This window comes from Nocardioides caricicola (assembly GCF_039541135.1).
GTDB classification, from domain to species: Bacteria; Actinomycetota; Actinomycetes; order Propionibacteriales; family Nocardioidaceae; genus Nocardioides; species Nocardioides caricicola.
Map to the genome: position 1 here is coordinate 814,928 of NZ_BAABFQ010000003.1, position 16,900 is coordinate 831,827.

Annotated in this window: 14 protein-coding genes; 6 read left to right on the top strand and 8 right to left on the bottom strand. The window is 70.8% G+C overall.

All coding sequences use genetic code 11. From position 1 onward, the window contains the following. Positions 1-2 precede the first annotated feature (2 nt). Both ABD875_RS05715 and speB read right to left on the bottom strand, forming a co-directional pair. On the bottom strand, positions 3-1,565 hold the full coding sequence (locus ABD875_RS05715; RefSeq protein ID WP_345172105.1) for an amidohydrolase: 1,563 nt from the start codon (positions 1,563-1,565) through the stop codon (positions 3-5). Further along, positions 1,562-2,563 (bottom strand): agmatinase, encoded by a 1,002-nt coding sequence (gene speB, locus ABD875_RS05720; protein WP_345172107.1) that lies wholly within the window; start codon positions 2,561-2,563, stop codon positions 1,562-1,564. Before speB ends, ABD875_RS05715 begins: the two co-directional genes overlap by 4 nt. Before the next feature lie 105 nt (positions 2,564-2,668). Between speB and ABD875_RS05725 the strand changes: the two genes are divergently transcribed. Continuing rightward, a complete protein-coding gene (locus tag ABD875_RS05725) occupies positions 2,669-4,039 on the top strand; it encodes an aspartate aminotransferase family protein (RefSeq protein ID WP_345172109.1) in 1,371 nt (456 codons plus the stop codon). A 97-nt stretch (positions 4,040-4,136) separates the two neighbouring features. Here ABD875_RS05725 and ABD875_RS05730 read toward each other — a convergent pair whose 3' ends face one another. From ABD875_RS05730 to ABD875_RS05745, 4 genes are read right to left on the bottom strand one after another with little or no spacing between them, the layout of a single operon-like run. Further along, a complete protein-coding gene (locus ABD875_RS05730) occupies positions 4,137-4,934 on the bottom strand; it encodes an ABC transporter permease (RefSeq protein ID WP_345172111.1) in 798 nt (265 codons plus the stop codon). After that, positions 4,934-5,785 (bottom strand): ABC transporter permease, encoded by an 852-nt coding sequence (locus ABD875_RS05735; RefSeq protein WP_345172113.1) that lies wholly within the window; start codon positions 5,783-5,785, stop codon positions 4,934-4,936. The genes ABD875_RS05730 and ABD875_RS05735 overlap by 1 nt, the downstream gene beginning before the upstream one ends. Next, the gene (locus ABD875_RS05740; protein WP_345172116.1) at positions 5,782-6,954 is read right to left on the bottom strand and encodes an ABC transporter ATP-binding protein; all 1,173 of its coding nucleotides are present in this window, start codon (positions 6,952-6,954) and stop codon (positions 5,782-5,784) included. The genes ABD875_RS05735 and ABD875_RS05740 overlap by 4 nt, the downstream gene beginning before the upstream one ends. After that, entirely contained in the window at positions 6,938-8,131 is a 1,194-nt protein-coding gene (locus ABD875_RS05745; protein ID WP_345172118.1) for an ABC transporter substrate-binding protein, read from the bottom strand. Before ABD875_RS05745 ends, ABD875_RS05740 begins: the two co-directional genes overlap by 17 nt. Before the next feature lie 123 nt (positions 8,132-8,254). Here ABD875_RS05745 and ABD875_RS05750 point away from each other — a divergent pair, with 123 nt between their 5' ends. Continuing rightward, positions 8,255-8,728: an Lrp/AsnC family transcriptional regulator gene (locus tag ABD875_RS05750; protein WP_345172120.1), complete on the top strand. Its 474-nt coding sequence runs from the start codon at positions 8,255-8,257 to the stop codon at positions 8,726-8,728. Continuing rightward, positions 8,713-10,113 carry an NAD(P)/FAD-dependent oxidoreductase gene (locus ABD875_RS05755; protein ID WP_345172122.1) on the top strand — a complete coding sequence of 467 codons (1,401 nt, stop codon included), beginning with the start codon at positions 8,713-8,715 and terminating at the stop codon, positions 10,111-10,113. Before ABD875_RS05750 ends, ABD875_RS05755 begins: the two co-directional genes overlap by 16 nt. A 2-nt stretch (positions 10,114-10,115) precedes the next feature. Here ABD875_RS05755 and ABD875_RS05760 read toward each other — a convergent pair whose 3' ends face one another. Next, positions 10,116-10,676, bottom strand: coding sequence for a hypothetical protein (locus ABD875_RS05760; protein WP_345172125.1), 561 nt, complete (start codon positions 10,674-10,676; stop codon positions 10,116-10,118). 98 nt (positions 10,677-10,774) lie between these two features. Beyond that, positions 10,775-12,202, bottom strand: a complete 1,428-nt coding sequence (locus tag ABD875_RS05765) for a M1 family metallopeptidase (RefSeq protein WP_345172127.1) — start codon at positions 12,200-12,202, stop codon at positions 10,775-10,777. Between the two features lie 80 nt (positions 12,203-12,282). Here ABD875_RS05765 and ABD875_RS05770 point away from each other — a divergent pair, with 80 nt between their 5' ends. The 3 genes from ABD875_RS05770 to ABD875_RS05780 all read left to right on the top strand — a co-directional run bounded on the left by ABD875_RS05770 (position 12,283) and on the right by ABD875_RS05780 (position 16,882). Then, entirely contained in the window at positions 12,283-13,668 is a 1,386-nt protein-coding gene (locus ABD875_RS05770) for a rhodanese-like domain-containing protein (RefSeq protein ID WP_345172129.1), read from the top strand. Positions 13,669-13,758: 90 nt separating this feature from the next. Further along, positions 13,759-15,711 carry a hypothetical protein gene (locus ABD875_RS05775; protein ID WP_345172131.1) on the top strand — a complete coding sequence of 651 codons (1,953 nt, stop codon included), beginning with the start codon at positions 13,759-13,761 and terminating at the stop codon, positions 15,709-15,711. Positions 15,712-15,721: 10 nt separating this feature from the next. Continuing rightward, entirely contained in the window at positions 15,722-16,882 is a 1,161-nt protein-coding gene (locus ABD875_RS05780) for a type 1 periplasmic-binding domain-containing protein (RefSeq protein ID WP_345172133.1), read from the top strand. Positions 16,883-16,900 lie beyond the last annotated feature (18 nt).

The window sequence follows — 16,900 nt, forward strand, 5'->3', positions numbered from 1 at the left end:
ATTCAGGCCTCGAAGACGGGGCTTCCGTCGATCCAGGTGGTGAGCACGCGCGCATCGGCGATCTGCTCGGGCGGCCCCGCGAACGGGTCGCGGTCGAGCGCCACGAGGTCCGCGACCGCGCCGGGAGCCAGGACCCCGGCGTCGTCTCGGCCGTTCGCCCAGGCCGACCCGGAGGTGTACGCCGACCACGCGGTGTCGAGGTCGAGCGCCTGCTCGGGCAGCAGCGGCTCGCCGCCCGGCTCGCGCCGCGTGACACCGACCTGGATGGCGGCCAGCGGGTCCGGCGTGCTGACCGGCCAGTCGCTGCCGGCGACCAGCCGCGCCCCGGTGCGGTGGAGGTCGCCGAACGGGTACTGCCAGCGGCTGCGCTCCTGGCCCAGGAACGGGATGGTCAGCTCGACCATCTGGTCGTCCAGGCAGGCCCACAGCATCTGCATGTTCGCGGCGACGCCGAGCTCGGCGAACCGGCGCACGTCGTCGGGGTGGATCAGCTGCAGGTGCGCGACGTGGTGGCGCAGAGCGGGGTCGGTGCCCTCGAACGCGTCGAGCGCCTCGCGCGTGCCGCGGTCGCCGATGCAGTGCACGTGCACCTGGAACCGCGCGGCGTCGAGCGCTCGGATCGCGTCGCGGATCGCCTCGGCGGTCAGGAACGAGTGGCCGGTGTTGTCGGTCGGGTGGCCGCACCTGTCGAGGTACGGCAGCAGCATCGAGGCCGTGCCGTTCTCGGCGACGCCGTCCTGCATGATCTTCACGCTGGTGGCCTGGAACCGCCCGCCGCTCATGGTCTCGCGACGGCCGACCAGGTCCGCGACCTGCTCGACGCCGAGCCGGCGCTCCCACCACAGCGCGCCGACGACGTACGACGTCAGGTCGCCGTTGGCCGCAGCCGTCGTGTACGTCGACGCCGGGTCGTCCATGCCGGAGTAGGCGCCGACGATCGCGTCCTGCCACGAGGTGACGCCGACCGAGTGGAGGAAGGACTGCCCTTCGAGCAGCGCGGCGTAGTACTCCTCGCCGCTGGTGCGCGGGACGTGCCGGGAGACCAGCGCCGTCGCGCCCTCGTGCAGGGTGCCGCTCGGGCGCCCGTCCGCGTCGCGCTCTATCCGGCCGTCGGGCGGGTCCGGGGTGTGCTCGTCGATGCCGGCGATGGCCAGCGCCTTGCTGTTCACCCACGCGCCGTGGTGGTCGCGGTTCGGCAGGAACGCCGGCCGGCCACCGGTCACGGCGTCGAGGTCGGCTGCCGTCGGGGTGCCGCCCGGGAACGCCGGCATCGCCCAGCCGCCGCCGAGGATCCACTCGCGGTCGGGGTGCGCGTCGGCGTACTCCTTGATGCGGGCGAGGTAGTCCTCGCGGGTCTCGTCCTCGGACAGGTCGCAGCGCAGCCGCTCCAGCCCGCCCTGGATCGGGTGGACGTGCGCATCGGTGAAGCCGGGCGACAGGAACGCGACGTCGGCGGGACCGCTCGACGGGCGGACCGCCGTGATCCGGCCGTCCGCGACCTCGATCTCGGTCGGGCCGAGGTGGCGGTGGCCGTCGAACGCCGCCGCCGCGCGCAGCCTGGTCATCGGCCCTCCAGCAGCGGGCCGGCCGGGTCGTGCGTGATCCCGTGCTTGCGGACCGCCAGCCCGGACAGCGCCTCCAGGCACACGCGGTTGGCGAGGAACGCGGTGATCTCGGCGTGGTCGTACGGCGGCGACACCTCGACCACGTCGATGCCCGCGACGGGGAGCTCCATGCAGATGCGGCGCACGGCGTCGAGGAGCTCGCGCGCGGAGAGGCCGCCGGGCTCCGGGGTGCCCGTGCCGGGTGCGTGGCCCGGGTCGCACACGTCGATGTCGACCGAGAGGAACACCGCGTCGCACTCGTCGAGCGCGATCTCGAACGCCTCGTCGAGGCAGGCCGAGAGCCCGCGCCGGCCGATCTCGGTCATCTCGAAGGAGCGCATGTTCTGCTCCGCCATCCAGCCGAGGGTCTCGGGTCCGGGCCAGTAGCCGCGCAGCCCCAGCTGGAGGAACCGGTCGCCGCGCAGCGCGCCGGACTCGATCAGCCGGCGCATCGGCTGGCCGTGGCCCCAGAGCGAGCCGAACTCGATGTCGCCGGTGTCGGCGTGCGCGTCGAAGTGGATCATCGAGACCTTGCCGAACCCGACGTGGCGAGCCAGCCCCTTCGCGTCGGCGAACGCGATCGAGTGGTCGCCGCCGAGGACCAGCGGCACGGCGCCCGCGCTGGCGACGGCGTAGACCGCCTCCTCGAGGTTGCCCAGCGACCGCTCGATCTCGCCGGGCGGCATCTCGACGTCGCCGGCGTCGAGCACGGTGAGGTCCTGCAGGGCGTCGACGCGCAGCGCGAGGTGGGGGCGTGAGCCGTCGTGGGGGAGGTAGTCGGTCTGCCGGATCGCCATCGGGCCGAACCGGGTGCCCGGGCGGTGCGACGTACCCCCGTCGAACGGCGCGCCCACGACCACGACGTCCGCGGCGGCGAGCGCGGCCGCGTCGTCGAGGTCGACCCGGTCGACGCCGAGGAACGTGATGTCGGGTCCGAACTGGGGGCCGTAGCGGGTCATGGGCAATGTCTATCACGGCAGATTCCTTCGGAATCCGCGCAAATCACGCGCTCAGACGACTGATTCACTTGCTTCGGAGGCGGTCGACCGCGCACCATGGGTGCCATGTACCCGGACTACGAGCACCTCCAGCGCGCCGCGAAGGACCACCTGTGGATGCACTTCACGCGGCACTCCTCCTACGACGAGGCGGACGTCCCGATCATCGTGCGCGGTGAGGGCGCCTACATCTACGACGCCCAGGGCAAGCGCTACCTGGACGGGCTCGCCGGGCTGTTCGTCTCCCAGCTCGGCCACGGGCGCACCGAGCTCGCCGACGCGGCCGCGGCCCAGGCCAAGGAGCTCGCGTTCCACCCGCTGTGGTCCTACGCCCACCCGGCCGCGATCCAGCTCGCCGAGAAGGTCGCGTCGTACGCGCCCGGCGACCTGAACCGGGTCTTCTTCTCCAGCGGCGGCGGCGAGTCGGTCGAGACGGCGTGGAAGCTCGCGAAGAACTACTTCAAGCTCACCGGCCGGCCGATGAAGCACAAGGTCATCAGCCGCCAGATCGCCTACCACGGCACCACGCAGGGCGCGCTGTCGATCACCGGCCTGCCGCCGCTCAAGCAGCAGTTCGAGCCGCTGGTGCCCTCGACGTTCCGGGCCGCGAACACCAACATCTACCGCGCGCCCATCCACGGCGACGACCCGGAGGCGTTCGGCCGCTGGGCGGCCGACCAGATCGCGGTCGCGATCGAGAACGAGGGGCCCGACACCGTGGCCGCGGTGTTCCTCGAGCCCGTCCAGAACGCCGGCGGCTGCTTCCCGCCGCCGCCCGGGTACTTCCAGCGGGTCCGCGAGATCTGCGACGAGTACGACGTCCTGATGGTCTCCGACGAGGTCATCTGCGCCTTCGGCCGGCTCGGCCACATGTTCGGCGCGGAGCGCTACGGCTACCAGCCCGACATGATCACCTGCGCCAAGGGCATCACCTCCGGCTACGCCCCGCTCGGCGCGATGATCGCCTCGGACAAGCTGATGGAGCCGTTCCTCGAGGACGGCGCGATGTTCGCCCACGGCTACACGTTCGGCGGCCACCCGGTCTCCACCGCGGTCGCGCTGAAGAACCTCGAGATCTTCGAGGAGGAGAAGGTCCTCGAGAACGTCCGCTCCAACGAGGGCGCGTTCCGCGCGACCCTCGAGCGGCTGCTGGACCTCCCGATCGTGGGCGACGTCCGCGGCGACGGGTACTTCTACGGGATCGAGCTGGTCAAGGACACGACCACCCGCGAGACGTTCAGCGAGGAGGAGTGCGAGCGGATCCTGTTCGGCTTCGTCTCCAAGCAGCTGTACGCCGAGGGCCTCTACTGCCGCGCCGACGACCGCGGCGACCCGGTCATCCAGCTCTCTCCCCCGCTGATCTGCGACCAGCAGCACTTCGACGAGATGGAGCAGATCCTGCGCAGCGTCCTGGAGAAGGCCGGCCAGATGCTCTGAGCCTCGTGGGCCCGGCTGCGCCGGGACCGTCGAGAGACGCGAAACGGCCCCGCACGTTCGGCGTGTCGGGGCCGTTTCGCGTCTCTCGACGGTCGAGTCAGGCCAGCTTGGCGTTGCGGCGCCGCGAGGTGACCTCGCCACCGACGACGATCAGGATCGAGATCATGAACATCACGGTGCCGATGACGTTGACCTGCATCGGGACGCCGCGCTGGGAGACGCCCCAGACGTACATGGGGAACGTCGTGGTGTTGCCGGCGTTGAGGTTGGTGATGATGAAGTCGTCGAAGGACAGCGAGAAGCTGAGCAGTGCGGCGCCGAGGATGCCGGGGAACACCAGCGGGAAGGTGACCCGCCAGAACGTCTGTCTCGGTGTGGCGTAGAGGTCCATCGCCGCTTGCTCGAGGTTGTCGTCGAGGCCCGCGAGTCGGGCTCGGACGGTGACGACGACGAACGACAGGCAGAACATGATGTGGGCGATCAGGATCGTCCAGAAGCCCAGCTGGCCGGCGAAGCCGGCGGCCACGAACAGCGCCAGCAGCGACGAGCCGAGCACGATCTCGGGCGCGGCCATCGGCATGAAGATCAGCAGGTTCGACGACGACCGGCCCTGGAAGTCGTGGCGGACCAGGGCGAACGCCGCCAGGGTGCCGAGGATCGTCGCGAACAGCGTCGACAGGAAGCCGATCTGGATGCTGGTCCACAGCGAGCCGCACATGCCGTCGGGCTCGCAGGGGTTCAGCCAGTTCTGCAGCGTGAACCCGTCGAAGCTGTAGACCAGCCGGTTGTCCGGGTCGTTGAAGCTCATCAGGATCACGATCGCGATCGGGATGAAGGTGTAGATCAGCACGGCGATGCCGAGCAGCAGCACGAGGTTGTTGCGGAACCAGCGCATCAGAGGAGCTCCTCCGTCCCGGCCCGGCGCACGTAGACGAGCACCATCGCGATGATCCCGACCATCATGATCACCGACAGCGCGGCCGCCGACGGATAGTCGTTGGCGTCGGTGAACAGGCTCTGGATCACACCACCGACCATCCGCTGGTTCGGCCCGCCGAGCAGCTGCGCGTTGATGTAGTCCCCGGCGGCCGGGATGAACGTGAGCAGCGTCCCCGAGATCACGCCGGGCAGCGACAGCGGCCAGGTGACCTTGAAGAACCCGACGACCGGGTTCGCGTACAGGTCCCCGGCGGCCTCGATCAGCCGGTGGTCGATCTTGTCGATGCTCGCGTAGAGCGGCAGCACCATGAACGGCAGGAAGTTGTACGTCAGGCCGAGGACCACCGCCACCGGCGTGACCAGCAGCCGACCGTCCGCACCGAGGATGTGCAGGGTCTGGAGGAAGTCCACGATCCAGCCGTCGTCGGCCAGGATCAGCTTCCACGACAGCGTGCGCACGAGGAAGCTGGTGAAGAACGGCGCGATGACCAGCACCAGCATCAGGTTCTTCCACCGGCCAGCCTTGAACGCGATCGCGTAGGCGAGGACGTAGCCCAGGATCAGGCAGAAGAACGTCGCGAGCGCGCCGTACCAGAGCGACCGGAGCATCGGCTCCCAGTACTCCTCCACGACGTCGACGTAGTTCTGCCAGTGGTACGTCATCTCGTAGCCGCGGAAGTCCGAGCCGGACGGGTCGAACAGGCTGGTGGCGACGAGCGAGTAGAACGGGATGACGAAGAACAGCACCAGCCACAACGCGGCCGGGGCGAGCAGGAGGTAGCCGAGGCTGCCCTTGCGCCGGGTCACTCGTCGTCCTTCTGGGCGCCGGCCCGGGCGTCCTGCGCGTGGTCGAGGAGGAACGCGTACTCGGGTCGCCAGGACAGCTCGACCGGCTCGCCCTGGCTGAACAGCCGGCTGCGGCCGGTGTTCTGCGCGAACACCTGGAGCTCCTGGCCCCACGGCATCCGCACGAGGTACTGCGTGCTGACGCCGACGAAGCTGACGTCGCTGATCACACCACCGGGGATGGTGTTGCCCGGAGCGTCGAGCGCCTCGCCGGGCTCGCCGATCAGCACCTTCTCGGGGCGGATCCCGATCCAGCCCATGTCGCCGTCGGTGTGCGAGCGGTCGACGGGGACCGAGACGTTGATGCCGTGCATGTCGACGCTGACGAGGTCGGCGGCGCGGCTCAGCACGCGGCCCTCGATGAGGTTCGACTGGCCGAGGAAGTTCGCGACGAACGTGCTGCGGGGGTTCTCGTAGAGCTCGGCCGGACTGCCCATCTGCTCGATCACGCCCGCGTTCATCACCGCGACCGTGTCGGCCATCGTCATGGCCTCCTCCTGGTCGTGGGTGACGTGGATGAACGTCAGCCCGACCTCGGTCTGGATCCGCTTGAGCTCGATCTGCATCGACCGACGCAGCTTCAGGTCGAGCGCGCCGAGCGGCTCGTCGAGCAGCAGCACCTCGGGCTTGTTGATCAGCGCCCGCGCCAGCGCGACCCGCTGCTGCTGGCCGCCGGAGAGCTGTGCCGGCCGCTTGCGCGCCTGCGCCTCGAGCTCGACCAGGTCGAGCATCTCCTGGACCTGCGCGTCGACGTCCTTGGCCTTGCGCCGCTTGAGGCCGAAGGCGACGTTCTCGTGGATGTCGAGGTGCGGGAACAGCGCGTAGCTCTGGAACACCGTGTTAACGGGACGCTTGTACGGCTTGGCATAGGTGATGTCCTGCCCGGCCAGGGTGATCGACCCGGACGTCGGCGTCTCGAGCCCGGCCACCATCCGCAGCGTCGTGGTCTTGCCGCAGCCGGACGGCCCGAGGAGCGCGAAGAACGAACCGCGCGGTACGTCGAGGTCGAGGTCGTCGACGGCCGTGAACGCCGCGAACGACTTGGTCAGGCCGCGCAGCCGCAGCCCGTCGTACGTCGCATCCGGGGCGGGCGCGGCATCGGCGCCCTTGGTCTCAGCCACCTGTGACATCGGACCAGTCTCCTTCGTACTTGACTTGCTGCTGGTCGGTCAGCGGCATGAAGTCGAACGTGTTCGCGAGCAGCTCGTCCGAGGGGAAGATCAGCTCGTTGTCGACCAGTGAGGGGTCGATCTTCTCCATCTCCTCGCGGGCGCCCTTGACCGGACAGATGTAGTTCACCCACGAGGCGAGCTTCGCCGCGACCGCCGGTTCGTAGTAGTAGTCGATCCACTTCTCGGCGTTCGCCCGGTGGGCCGCGAGGTTCGGGACGATCATGTTGTCGCTCCAGAGCGACAGGCCCTCTTCCGGCGCCACGAACTTGATGTTCGGGTCGTCGAGCTGCAGCTGGATCACGTCGCCCGACCACGCCTCGCAGGCGAGGATGTTGCCGGCCGCCAGGTCCTGCATGTACTCGTTGCCGGTGAACTGGCGGACGTGCTCGTCGTCGACCGCCTTCCGGAGCCGGTCGATCGCGTTCTCCCACTCGGCGTCGGTGAAGCTCTTCGGGTCCGCCCCGACGACCCGGAGCATGAAGCCCATCGTGTCGCGCATCTCCGAGAGCAGCGTGATCCGACCCTTGAGGTCCGCGCGGCTGAGCAGCTCCTCGAAGCTCTTCACCTCCCCGGTCTTCGCGGCGTTGTAGGCGATGCCGGTCAGGCCGCTCTGCCACGGGGCGTGGAACTCCAGGTCGGGGTCCCACTGCTTGTCGCGCAGCGGGTCGATCAGGTTCGCGTGCAGGTTCGGGACCTTGGCCTTGTCGATCGGCTGGATCCACCCGAGCCCGATCATCCGCGCCGCCATCCAGTCGGTCAGCATCATCATGTCGCGGTTGATCGGCTCGCAGGCGCCGAGCTGGTTGCGGACCTTGGCGTAGAACTCGGCGTTGTCGTTGACGTCGTCGGTGTAGGCGACGGAGATCCCGGTCTGGCTCTGGAACGTCTGGAAGGTGCCGTTCGGGTTCTTGCGCGGGTCGATGTAGCCCGGCCAGTTGGAGATGATCAGCTCCATCTCCTCGGCCGAGACGTCCGGCGCCGTGCAGAGGCTCGGATCCTGCTGGGCCCCCTGGACCTCGAAGAACGGCAGCTGGAGCGCGGCCAGGCTCAGCCCGCCGAAGGCGACGACGCCGCCTCCCTTCAGCAGGCTCCGGCGCGACAGGCCACCACGGCGACCCGGTGACTCCGGCGGCATGCGACTCCCTTCGGCAACATTCGGCTCGATGGCTCGGATCGTGCCATGCATGCCCGCGCTGAACAAGCGATCCCGTCGATATGAAACGTTCTCGCAACGAAATCGCTTGTATACGATGCCTGCATGGCAAGGAACCCGGGACGCAGCGCCGTCCAGCTCGACGACGTGTCCAAGGCGATCATCGAGCAGCTGCAGCAAGACGGCCGCCGCTCGTACGCCGCGATCGGCAAGGTCGTCGGGCTCTCGGAGGCGGCCGTCCGCCAGCGTGTGCAACGACTGATCGAAGGCGGCGTGATGCAGGTCGTCGCGGTCACCGACCCGCTCGAGCTGGGCTTCGCCCGGCAGGCGATGGTCGGCGTCCGCGTCAGCGGCCCGCTGGAGCCCGTCGCCGACGCGATCGCCGAGCTCGAGGAGGTCGACTACGTCGTGGTCACCGCCGGCTCCTACGACCTGCTCGTCGAGGTCGTGTGCGAGAGCGACGAGCACCTGCTCGAGCTGATCTCCGGCCACATCCGCACGATCCCGACGGTCGTCTCGACCGAGACGTTCATGTACCTCCGGCTGCGCAAGCAGACCTACTCGTGGGGAGTCCGCTGATCTCGATGGTCGACCCACACTGGGAGCGACTCTCCCTCTGGCACGACACCGTCGAGACCGACTGGACGCCGCGCCCGGCGCTGGCCGGCGATGTCGACGCCGACGTCGCGATCGTCGGTGCGGGATTCACCGGGCTCTGGACGGCGTACTACCTCGCCGAGGCCGACCCCTCCCTGCGGATCGTGGTGCTCGAGGCCGAGACCGCCGGGTACGGCGCGTCCGGGCGCAACGGCGGCTGGTGCTCGGCGCTGTTCCCCGCCTCCGCCGGGACACTCGCGCAGATGGCGGACCGCGACGGCGCTATCGCCCAGCACCGGGCGATGCGCGCGACCGTCGACGAGGTCGTCCGCGTCGCCGCCGCCGAGGGCATCGACGCCGACATCGCCCGGGGCGGGACGATCGCCCTCGCGCGGAGCAGGGCGCAGCTGCGCCGGGCCCGCGCGGAGGTCCAGCACGCGCGCGAGTGGGACCGCGGCGAGGACGACCTCCGGTTGCTCGGCCGCGACGAGGCGACCGCGATCCTGCGCGGCAGCCGCACCATCGGCGCGACGTACACCCCTGACTGCGCGGCGATCCACCCGGCCCGGCTGGTCCGCGGCCTCGCCGACGTCGTCGAGCGGCGCGGTGTCACGATCCACGAGCGCAGCCCGGTCCGGGCGATCCAGCCCGGCCGCGCGCACACCGCGAACGGCGACGTGCGTGCGGCCACCGTGATCCGGGCGACGGAGGGCTACACGCCCTCGCTGCGCGGGGAGGAGCGCACCGTCGTCCCGGTCTACTCGCTGATCATCGCCACCGAGCCGCTGCCCGCCTCGACGTGGGACGAGATCGGGCTCGCCCGACGCGAGACCTTCACCGACCACCGGCACCTCATCGTCTACGGACAGCGCACCGCCGACGACCGCCTGGTGTTCGGCGGCCGTGGGGCGCCGTACCACTTCGGATCCCGGATCCGGCCGGAGTTCGACCGCGACGAGAAGGTGTTCGCCCGGCTCTACGCGACGCTCACCGACCTGTTCCCGGTGCTCGAGGGCACCCGGGTCACGCACGCGTGGGGCGGCGCGCTCGGCATCCCGCGCGACTGGTGCGCCTCCGTCGGCCTGGACCGTGAGACCGGACTCGGCTGGGCCGGCGGGTACGTCGGGGACGGGGTGAGCACGACGAACCTCGCCGGCCGCACGCTGCGCGACCTCGTGCTCGGCCACGACTCCGAGCTCACCGCGCTGCCGTGGGTCGGCCACCGCTCCCCCGCGTGGGAACGGGAGCCGTTGCGGTGGCTGGGCATCAACGCCGGGCTGCACGCGATGACGCTCGCCGACGCGGAGGAGTCCCTGACCCGGCTGCCCAGCCTGGCCGCGAAGCTCGTCAGTCCCCTGCTCGGCTGAGGTCAGCCGCGCCGGATGACCTTGAACTTCCAGGCGTTCATCACCGGCCACTTCTGCACGTCGGTGCCCACCACAACCCACTCCTGCTGACTCGGCTTCCAGCACAGGTGGACGGCCTTGGCCGTGACCGTGTAGATGCCCCTGGTCCAGCTGCTGAACGTGTCGGCGGGAAAGGTCCGCTGCGAGCTCGTCGTCACGGACACGCTGACGGCCCGTTCCGTGCTGCGCTCGCGGCTGAACGTGGAGTCGACCTTGGCCTCGGCGATCCCCTTCAGCCCGGCCGAGACCGAGGTGGCCACCTGGCCGGACTTCTTCTTGCTGTGCGTGACCGTCCGGGTCTTGCTGACGGTCCACGTCTCGACCTGCGCCTGGGGGTTGCCGCGGTTGTCGATGGCGAGGGTGAACGCCGCGGGACCGGGCTCGAACTTGGTCGAGGCGGACTTCTTGTACTTCGAGCCCCACCCGCAGAGCCGGGGGCCGTCTGCGGAGGCCTGCCCGGCCGGCACGGTCGTCACGACCGTCATGGACAACACGAGCGTCAGGATCGCGAACCCATGTCGCATCAGATCCTCCAACGGGCCAGAGGGATCGGCCCAACAGGGGTTCGGCCGTGGCCGGACCCTTCCCTGGCCAGCGCCGCTCGAAACGGCCCCGAGATCGCTCAGCCGAGACCGTTCGCGGCGGTGTCGGCCGGCTTCGACATGTCGTGCAGCCAGGCCTGGAAGAACGCGTCCAGGTCCTCACCGCTGACCTCCTCGGCGAGCGCCTCGAACTGCGACGTCGTGCCGTTGCCGCCCTCGCGGTCGGTGACCCAGCGGTGCAGCACCTCGAAGAAGTCGTCGTCCCCGATCACGTTGCGCAGCGCCTGGAGCGCCATGCCGCCGCGGTTGTAGACCCACCACGCGAAGATGCTGCTGACGCAGTTCTCGTACGTCGGGCACGGGTCCGCGACCTCGTGGTCCCAGAAGTCGTTGTTCGCCCCGATGCCGTCGTACTGGTCGCGCAGCCACTGGTCGCCGGTGAGGTCGCCGTGCTCCTCGGCGTAGTAGACCTCGAAGAACGTCGCGAAGCCCTCGTTGAGCCAGATGTCCTTCCAGCCCTCGACGGCGACCGAGTCGCCGAACCACTGGTGGGCGAGCTCGTGGATCACGGTCGCGGTGTTCAGGCTGCCCGGCGAGTACGTCGGCCGGGTCTGGTTCTCCAGCGCGAACCCGGGCTCGAGGCTGGTCGCGACGCCGCCGGTGGTGGAGAACGGGTAGTCCGCGCCGAGCACGTCCTCGATCCACGCGGTGTGCGCCGCGGACTTCTTCAGCAGCGACATGCCCCGGGCACGCAGGTCCTGGGGCAGCCGCTTGGACACCGCGACCACCCAGGGGTGGCCGTGGTCCTTGCCCTGCGCGACGGCGAACTCGCCCGCGGCGAAGAACGCGAGGTAGGGCACCATCGGCTCGTCCGGTCGCCAGGTCGTGGTGGCCAGTCGGCCCTGCACCGTGCGACCGACCCGCTTGCCGTTGGCGATGACCTGCTTGTCCCGGGGCGCGGTGATCGCGATCGTGATGTCCGCGCGGTCGAGGGGGTGGTCGTTGGACGGGAACCACCACGGCGCCATGTGCGGCTGGTTCATCGCGACGACCTCGTGCCGGTCGGCCAGCCAGTTGCTCTCGCCGGCGTACGAGTAGTGGCCGGGGTGGCCGGCGTACCTCACGACGACGTCGAGGAGCTCGCCCTCCGACACGGCGTGGTCGACGACCAGCTCGTGCCCGTCGTGCTCGAACGCGACGTCGGCGCCGTCGATCCGGACCGACTGCACGGGCAGCAGCAGGTCGAGGTTGAAGCCGGAGAGGTCGGCCGTCGCCCGCAGCGTGACCCGGGTCCAGCCGGACAGCCGGCGGTCGCCGAACCGGTAGCGGTCGTGGATGTCGTAGGACTCCACGTCGATGCCGCCGTTGCCGTCGAGGGGGAAGTACGGGTCGCCGATGCCCGCGGAGCCGGGCGGGTCCTCGGCCCGACCGGAGGCCGGCTGGGAGGACACGAGCGGCGTCACGAGGAGCCCGGTGACGACGGCGAGGGCCAGGGAGCGACGGATCACGCGAGCAACCTAGCCGAGTTCGAGGATCGTGATATAACCGTAGTAGTTCACTCGACTTAGACAACAAACAGGAGCGGCAGATGCACGTGGTCCCCCTCGAGATCCCCGAGCTCGGCAACCGGTGCCACCTCGTGCACGACGGCCGGCAGGCTCTCGTGGTCGACCCGCCGAGGGACACCGGGCCGGTCGAGGCCGCTGCCGAGGCGGCCGGTGTCGAGATCACCGCGGTCGCGGACACGCACATCCACAACGACTACGTGTCCGGCGCCCTCGGGCTGGCCCGGCGCCGAGGCGCCGACTACCTGGTGTCGGCCGACGAGCCGGTCTCGTTCGAGCGCGTCGGGGTGCGCGACGGGGACGTCGTGCCGGTCGGCCGGCTCGAGGTCACCGTGCTCGCGACTCCCGGCCACACCCGGCACCACCAGTCGTTCCTGGTGCGCCACCTCGACCAGCCCGCGACGCCGGCGGCGGTGCTCAGCGGCGGCAGCCTCCTGCACGGCACGGTGGGTCGCACCGACCTGGTGGACGAGCAACTCACCGAGGCGCTGGCCCGCCAGCAGTGGGCCAGCGCCCGGCTGCTCGGCGACCTCGCCCCGGGCACGCTCCTGCTCCCGACCCACGGCTTCGGCAGCTTCTGCGCCGGCGCGTCGACGACGCCGTCCTACGGCCCGGTCACGGTCGGCGAGCAACGCACGACGAACCCGGCGCTGACCGTCCCGCTCGAGCGGTTCGTCGCCGACCTGGTCGCGGGCTACGGACCCGTGCCGTCGTACTACGACCACATGGCCCCGCTCAACCGGGCCGGCGCGGGCCGCGCCCTCCCCCGGCCGGCACGTCCGGTCACGGCCGACGAGGTGACCGACGCGGTGCTCGCGGGGCGGTGGGTCGTCGACCTGCGCGACCGCGCGTCGTTCGCCGCCGGGCACCTGCCGGGCACCGTGAGCGTGGAGTACGGCCAGCAGTTCGCGACGTACGTCGGCTGGCTGGTGCCGTGGGACGACGACCTGGTGCTCCTGTGCGACCGTCCCGACGACATCCAGTCCGCGCTGCACGACCTCGCCGCGATCGGCATCGACGGTCCGGGCACGCACCTGCTGGCGCCCTCCACCCCACTGACCGCGACGTACCGCCGCGCGACCTGGCAGGAGTTCCTCGACGCAGCCGGACCGAAGGTCGTCGTCGACGTGCGCCAGCGCGACGAGTACGACGCCGGCCACCTGCCCGGCGCCCTGCACCTGCCCGTGCAGGACGCCGACGCCCGCGGCCTCGAGCTGCCCTCCGGCGAGCTCTGGGTCCACTGCCGCTCCGGCTACCGGGCTGGCGTCGCCGCCAGCGTGCTCCACCGGATGGGCCGCAGCGTCGTCCACGTCGACGACGCCTGGGAGCGGGTCGCCGAGCTGGCGATCCCCACCACGACGGAAGAGCAGGCGAGCCTGCGAGCCAGCCACTGGGGAGGTGCCGCCTGAACCACCCGCACTGACTCGCTTGTCAGGAAGGCCACATGGGGCCTCTATCTCGGAGGAAAGACCTTGCACAAGCATTCCCTCATCCGGCGCGTGCTCGCTGCCACGGCAGCCGCCGGACTCGTCATCATGCTGGGCGGCACCGCCGTCTCGGCCCAGGAGCCGAAGCCTGCCCAGGATCCCGCCAGCGATCCCGGCCAGCCGGTGGACATCGCCGCCTCGGCGATCGCCGCGCTCAACGCCGCGCTCCAGGGCATCTTCAACAGCGGCGTCGTCAACGAGCTCACCAACACGGTGCTCGGCGGCGACGGCGAGACCTACTGGCTCACCAACAACCTGCGCACCGACCTGGTGCCGACCACCGTCCTGCAGGACCTCGGGCTCGGCGACGTCATCCCGAAGCTCCCGGTGCTCGGCGGCGGTGACAGCGGCGGCACCGTGCCCGACGACGGGCTGCGCCGCGAGTACCTCGTCGTGTGGGCCGGCGACAACAACGTCCTGGACCGCAGCGGCAAGCAGCTCACGTCGCTACCCGACGTGATCACGCCCGACCTGCTCGGCAAGGGCGACCAGATCGGGCCGGACTTCTTCGCGGTCGTCGACGCGACCAAGGGCTCCTCGACGTACGGCAAGGTCGTGAACACCGCGACCGTCGGGCCGCTGGTCGAGAACGAGCCGCACCACATGCAGTACATCTGGCACAAGGGCAACAACATCTTCGCCGGCGGGCTGTTCACCGACGTCACCTACGTCATCGACACCAGCAAGCTGCCCGCGCTCGAGCTGAAGCACGTCAACCTGCCGACCGACACGCTCTGCGGCTCGGTCCCCGACGCCTACTGGGTCACCAAGGACGGCGGCGCGTTCGGCACCTACATGGGCGGCCCGGACGTCCCCGGTCCCTGCACGTACTCCGACGGCACCACGCGCATCGGCAACGGCTTCGCCGGCTCCCCCGGCGAGCTGGTCCGGCTGGACGAGAACGGCAAGACCGTGTTCGAGGCCCCGGCCACCCCCAAGACCGCCGAGAACGAGCAGCGCTGCGACAACATCCCGCAGCTCGCTGCCGCCACGTGCGCGAACCCGCACGGCATCCAGGCGCGCGAGGACCTCGACGTGCTGATCACCAGTGACTACAACGAACCGCGCAACATCATCCTCAACCCGGTGCAGGCGCCGTCGTCGTACCTGCGGCGGCCGACGGTGCGCACGTGGGACATCTCCGACCTGGACCACCCGAAGCTGAAGGCGGTGTCCTTCCTGCCGGACGGCCCGCGCGTCGGGCGGGTCCCGCACCAGGAGGAGCCGCGCGCGGCGATGGAGACCACGGTCACCAACCTGCCCGAGCACAAGGGGGCGTTCGCCAGCACGATGCAGGGCGGCGCGATCTACTACTCGCCGGACATCACCGCCGAGCAGCCGGAGTGGCGTGAGGTGTTCGACCTCACCGCGTCGAACAAGGCCGAGGACCCGTCCCGCAACCCGTACGGCGGCGGCTCCAACGCGGGCTGGACGCAGACCAGCCTCGACGACAAGTACCTGTACGTCGCGGTCGCCGGGCGCACGCCCGCCGGCACCGACGCGGGCAGCCCGTCGTACATCCTCAAGCTGGACATCCAGGACCTGCTGGCGTCCGGCACCGACGTGGCGTGCAACATCGACACGATCGAGGAGACCGTCGCGGGCGGCGCCGAGAGCGACTGCCCCGCGATCGTCGACACGCTCTCCGCGCCCGGTGGCCCGCACTGGGGCACGCTCGACAACCTCGAGCTCGGCGACGACGGGTACTACCACGAGACCTCGGACGTGCGCCGGATCGCGTACTCCAACTACTTCGTGGCCCGCACCGGCCTCAACGGCGACCACCGGGTCTGCGTGGCGGACGTCAACGACGACGCGACGCTCTCGCTCGACGAGGAGTTCGTCGACGAGACCAGCGGGGAGTCGTGCATCGACTTCGACCGGGAGTCCTGGCCGCACGGCGACTGGGGTCCGGCGAAGCCGCACTCGATGTTGTTCGTCACCGCCGATGACGACATCAGGTAACGCCGCTCGCGTGGGGGCCGCCGTCATCGCCGGCGGCCTCCTCGTGGGGGCGGCGTCGTACGCCGTCGCCGCGGGCTCGGACGAGCACCGCTCCGGCAACGCCCTGGAGCAGCAGTGGTCGGGGCAGGCCCAGGGCCAGCAGGTCCTCGGCGGCGCACGGACCCCCGGCGTGCCGAGCGTCCAGCGGCTGCGGCACGACGACGTGACGTTCACGGTCACCGTCGCGCCGGCACGGCCCGGGCCGAACCTGGTCCGGGTCGACAGCGCCCACGACCACGGGCGCTCCGGTCCGCCGGTGCTGGTCGGCACCGGCGAGGACGACCTGGTCCGCGCCGTGCCGCGACCCGGCGCGGACGGGCTGTGGGCCGTCGTCGACCTGCCGCCCGGCTCCGGCACCGTCGTCGTCACCCACGGCCGCGAGCACCGGCTGCCGTTCACGGTGGAGACCGGGACCGACCGTCCCGAGACCGCGACCTGGACCGGGGCCGAGGGGCCGGAGTGCCTCACCGCCGCGAGCGCCGCGGTGCTCGCGGGTGGGCCGCCTCCGGCCGAGTGCCCGGGCGACGGGCTGCACGCCGGCGACGCCGAGGCGTTGCGCTCGATGGTGCGGATGCTCGTGGACCGGGGCGTCGAGGAGCTCGCCGTCGAGTACGACGACTCCGCGCGCAGCCGGTCCGCGCTGGGCCTGGTGCGCGAGGCGGCGACCGAGGCCGGCGTGGCCGTCGTGTCCCCGGACGACCCACCGGGCGCCCGGAACGCCCTGGTCGTCGTCAGCGGCTGGGGCACGGCGGCCCGCCACCTCGGCGCGGTGAGCGCCCGCCCGTTGCGGGAGCAGCCGATCCGTTCCGACGGCACCTGGCTGGCGCCGTGGTTGCTCACGCCGGGCGTCGTCGACGCGACGGCCGGGGCCGTGCTGGCGCTGGACTTCGACATCCGCGGCACCGCCGCCCGGGAGTTCAGCCAGACCCTGGCGGAGTACTTCCCCGGGCAGGCGCCCACCGGGTCGGCGTACCTCGCGTGGCGCGCCGCGCGCGGTGGCGAGCCGGAGCCGCTGACCCTCTACGCCGCGTCCCGCGCGGCCTACATGCCCGCGAGCAGCGGGCACCACGAGACCACCGTCGCCTGGTTCCCCGGCGGCACGGTCACCCCCGTCGGCGCGCTCACGCACTGACTCTCGGAAAGGAACGTC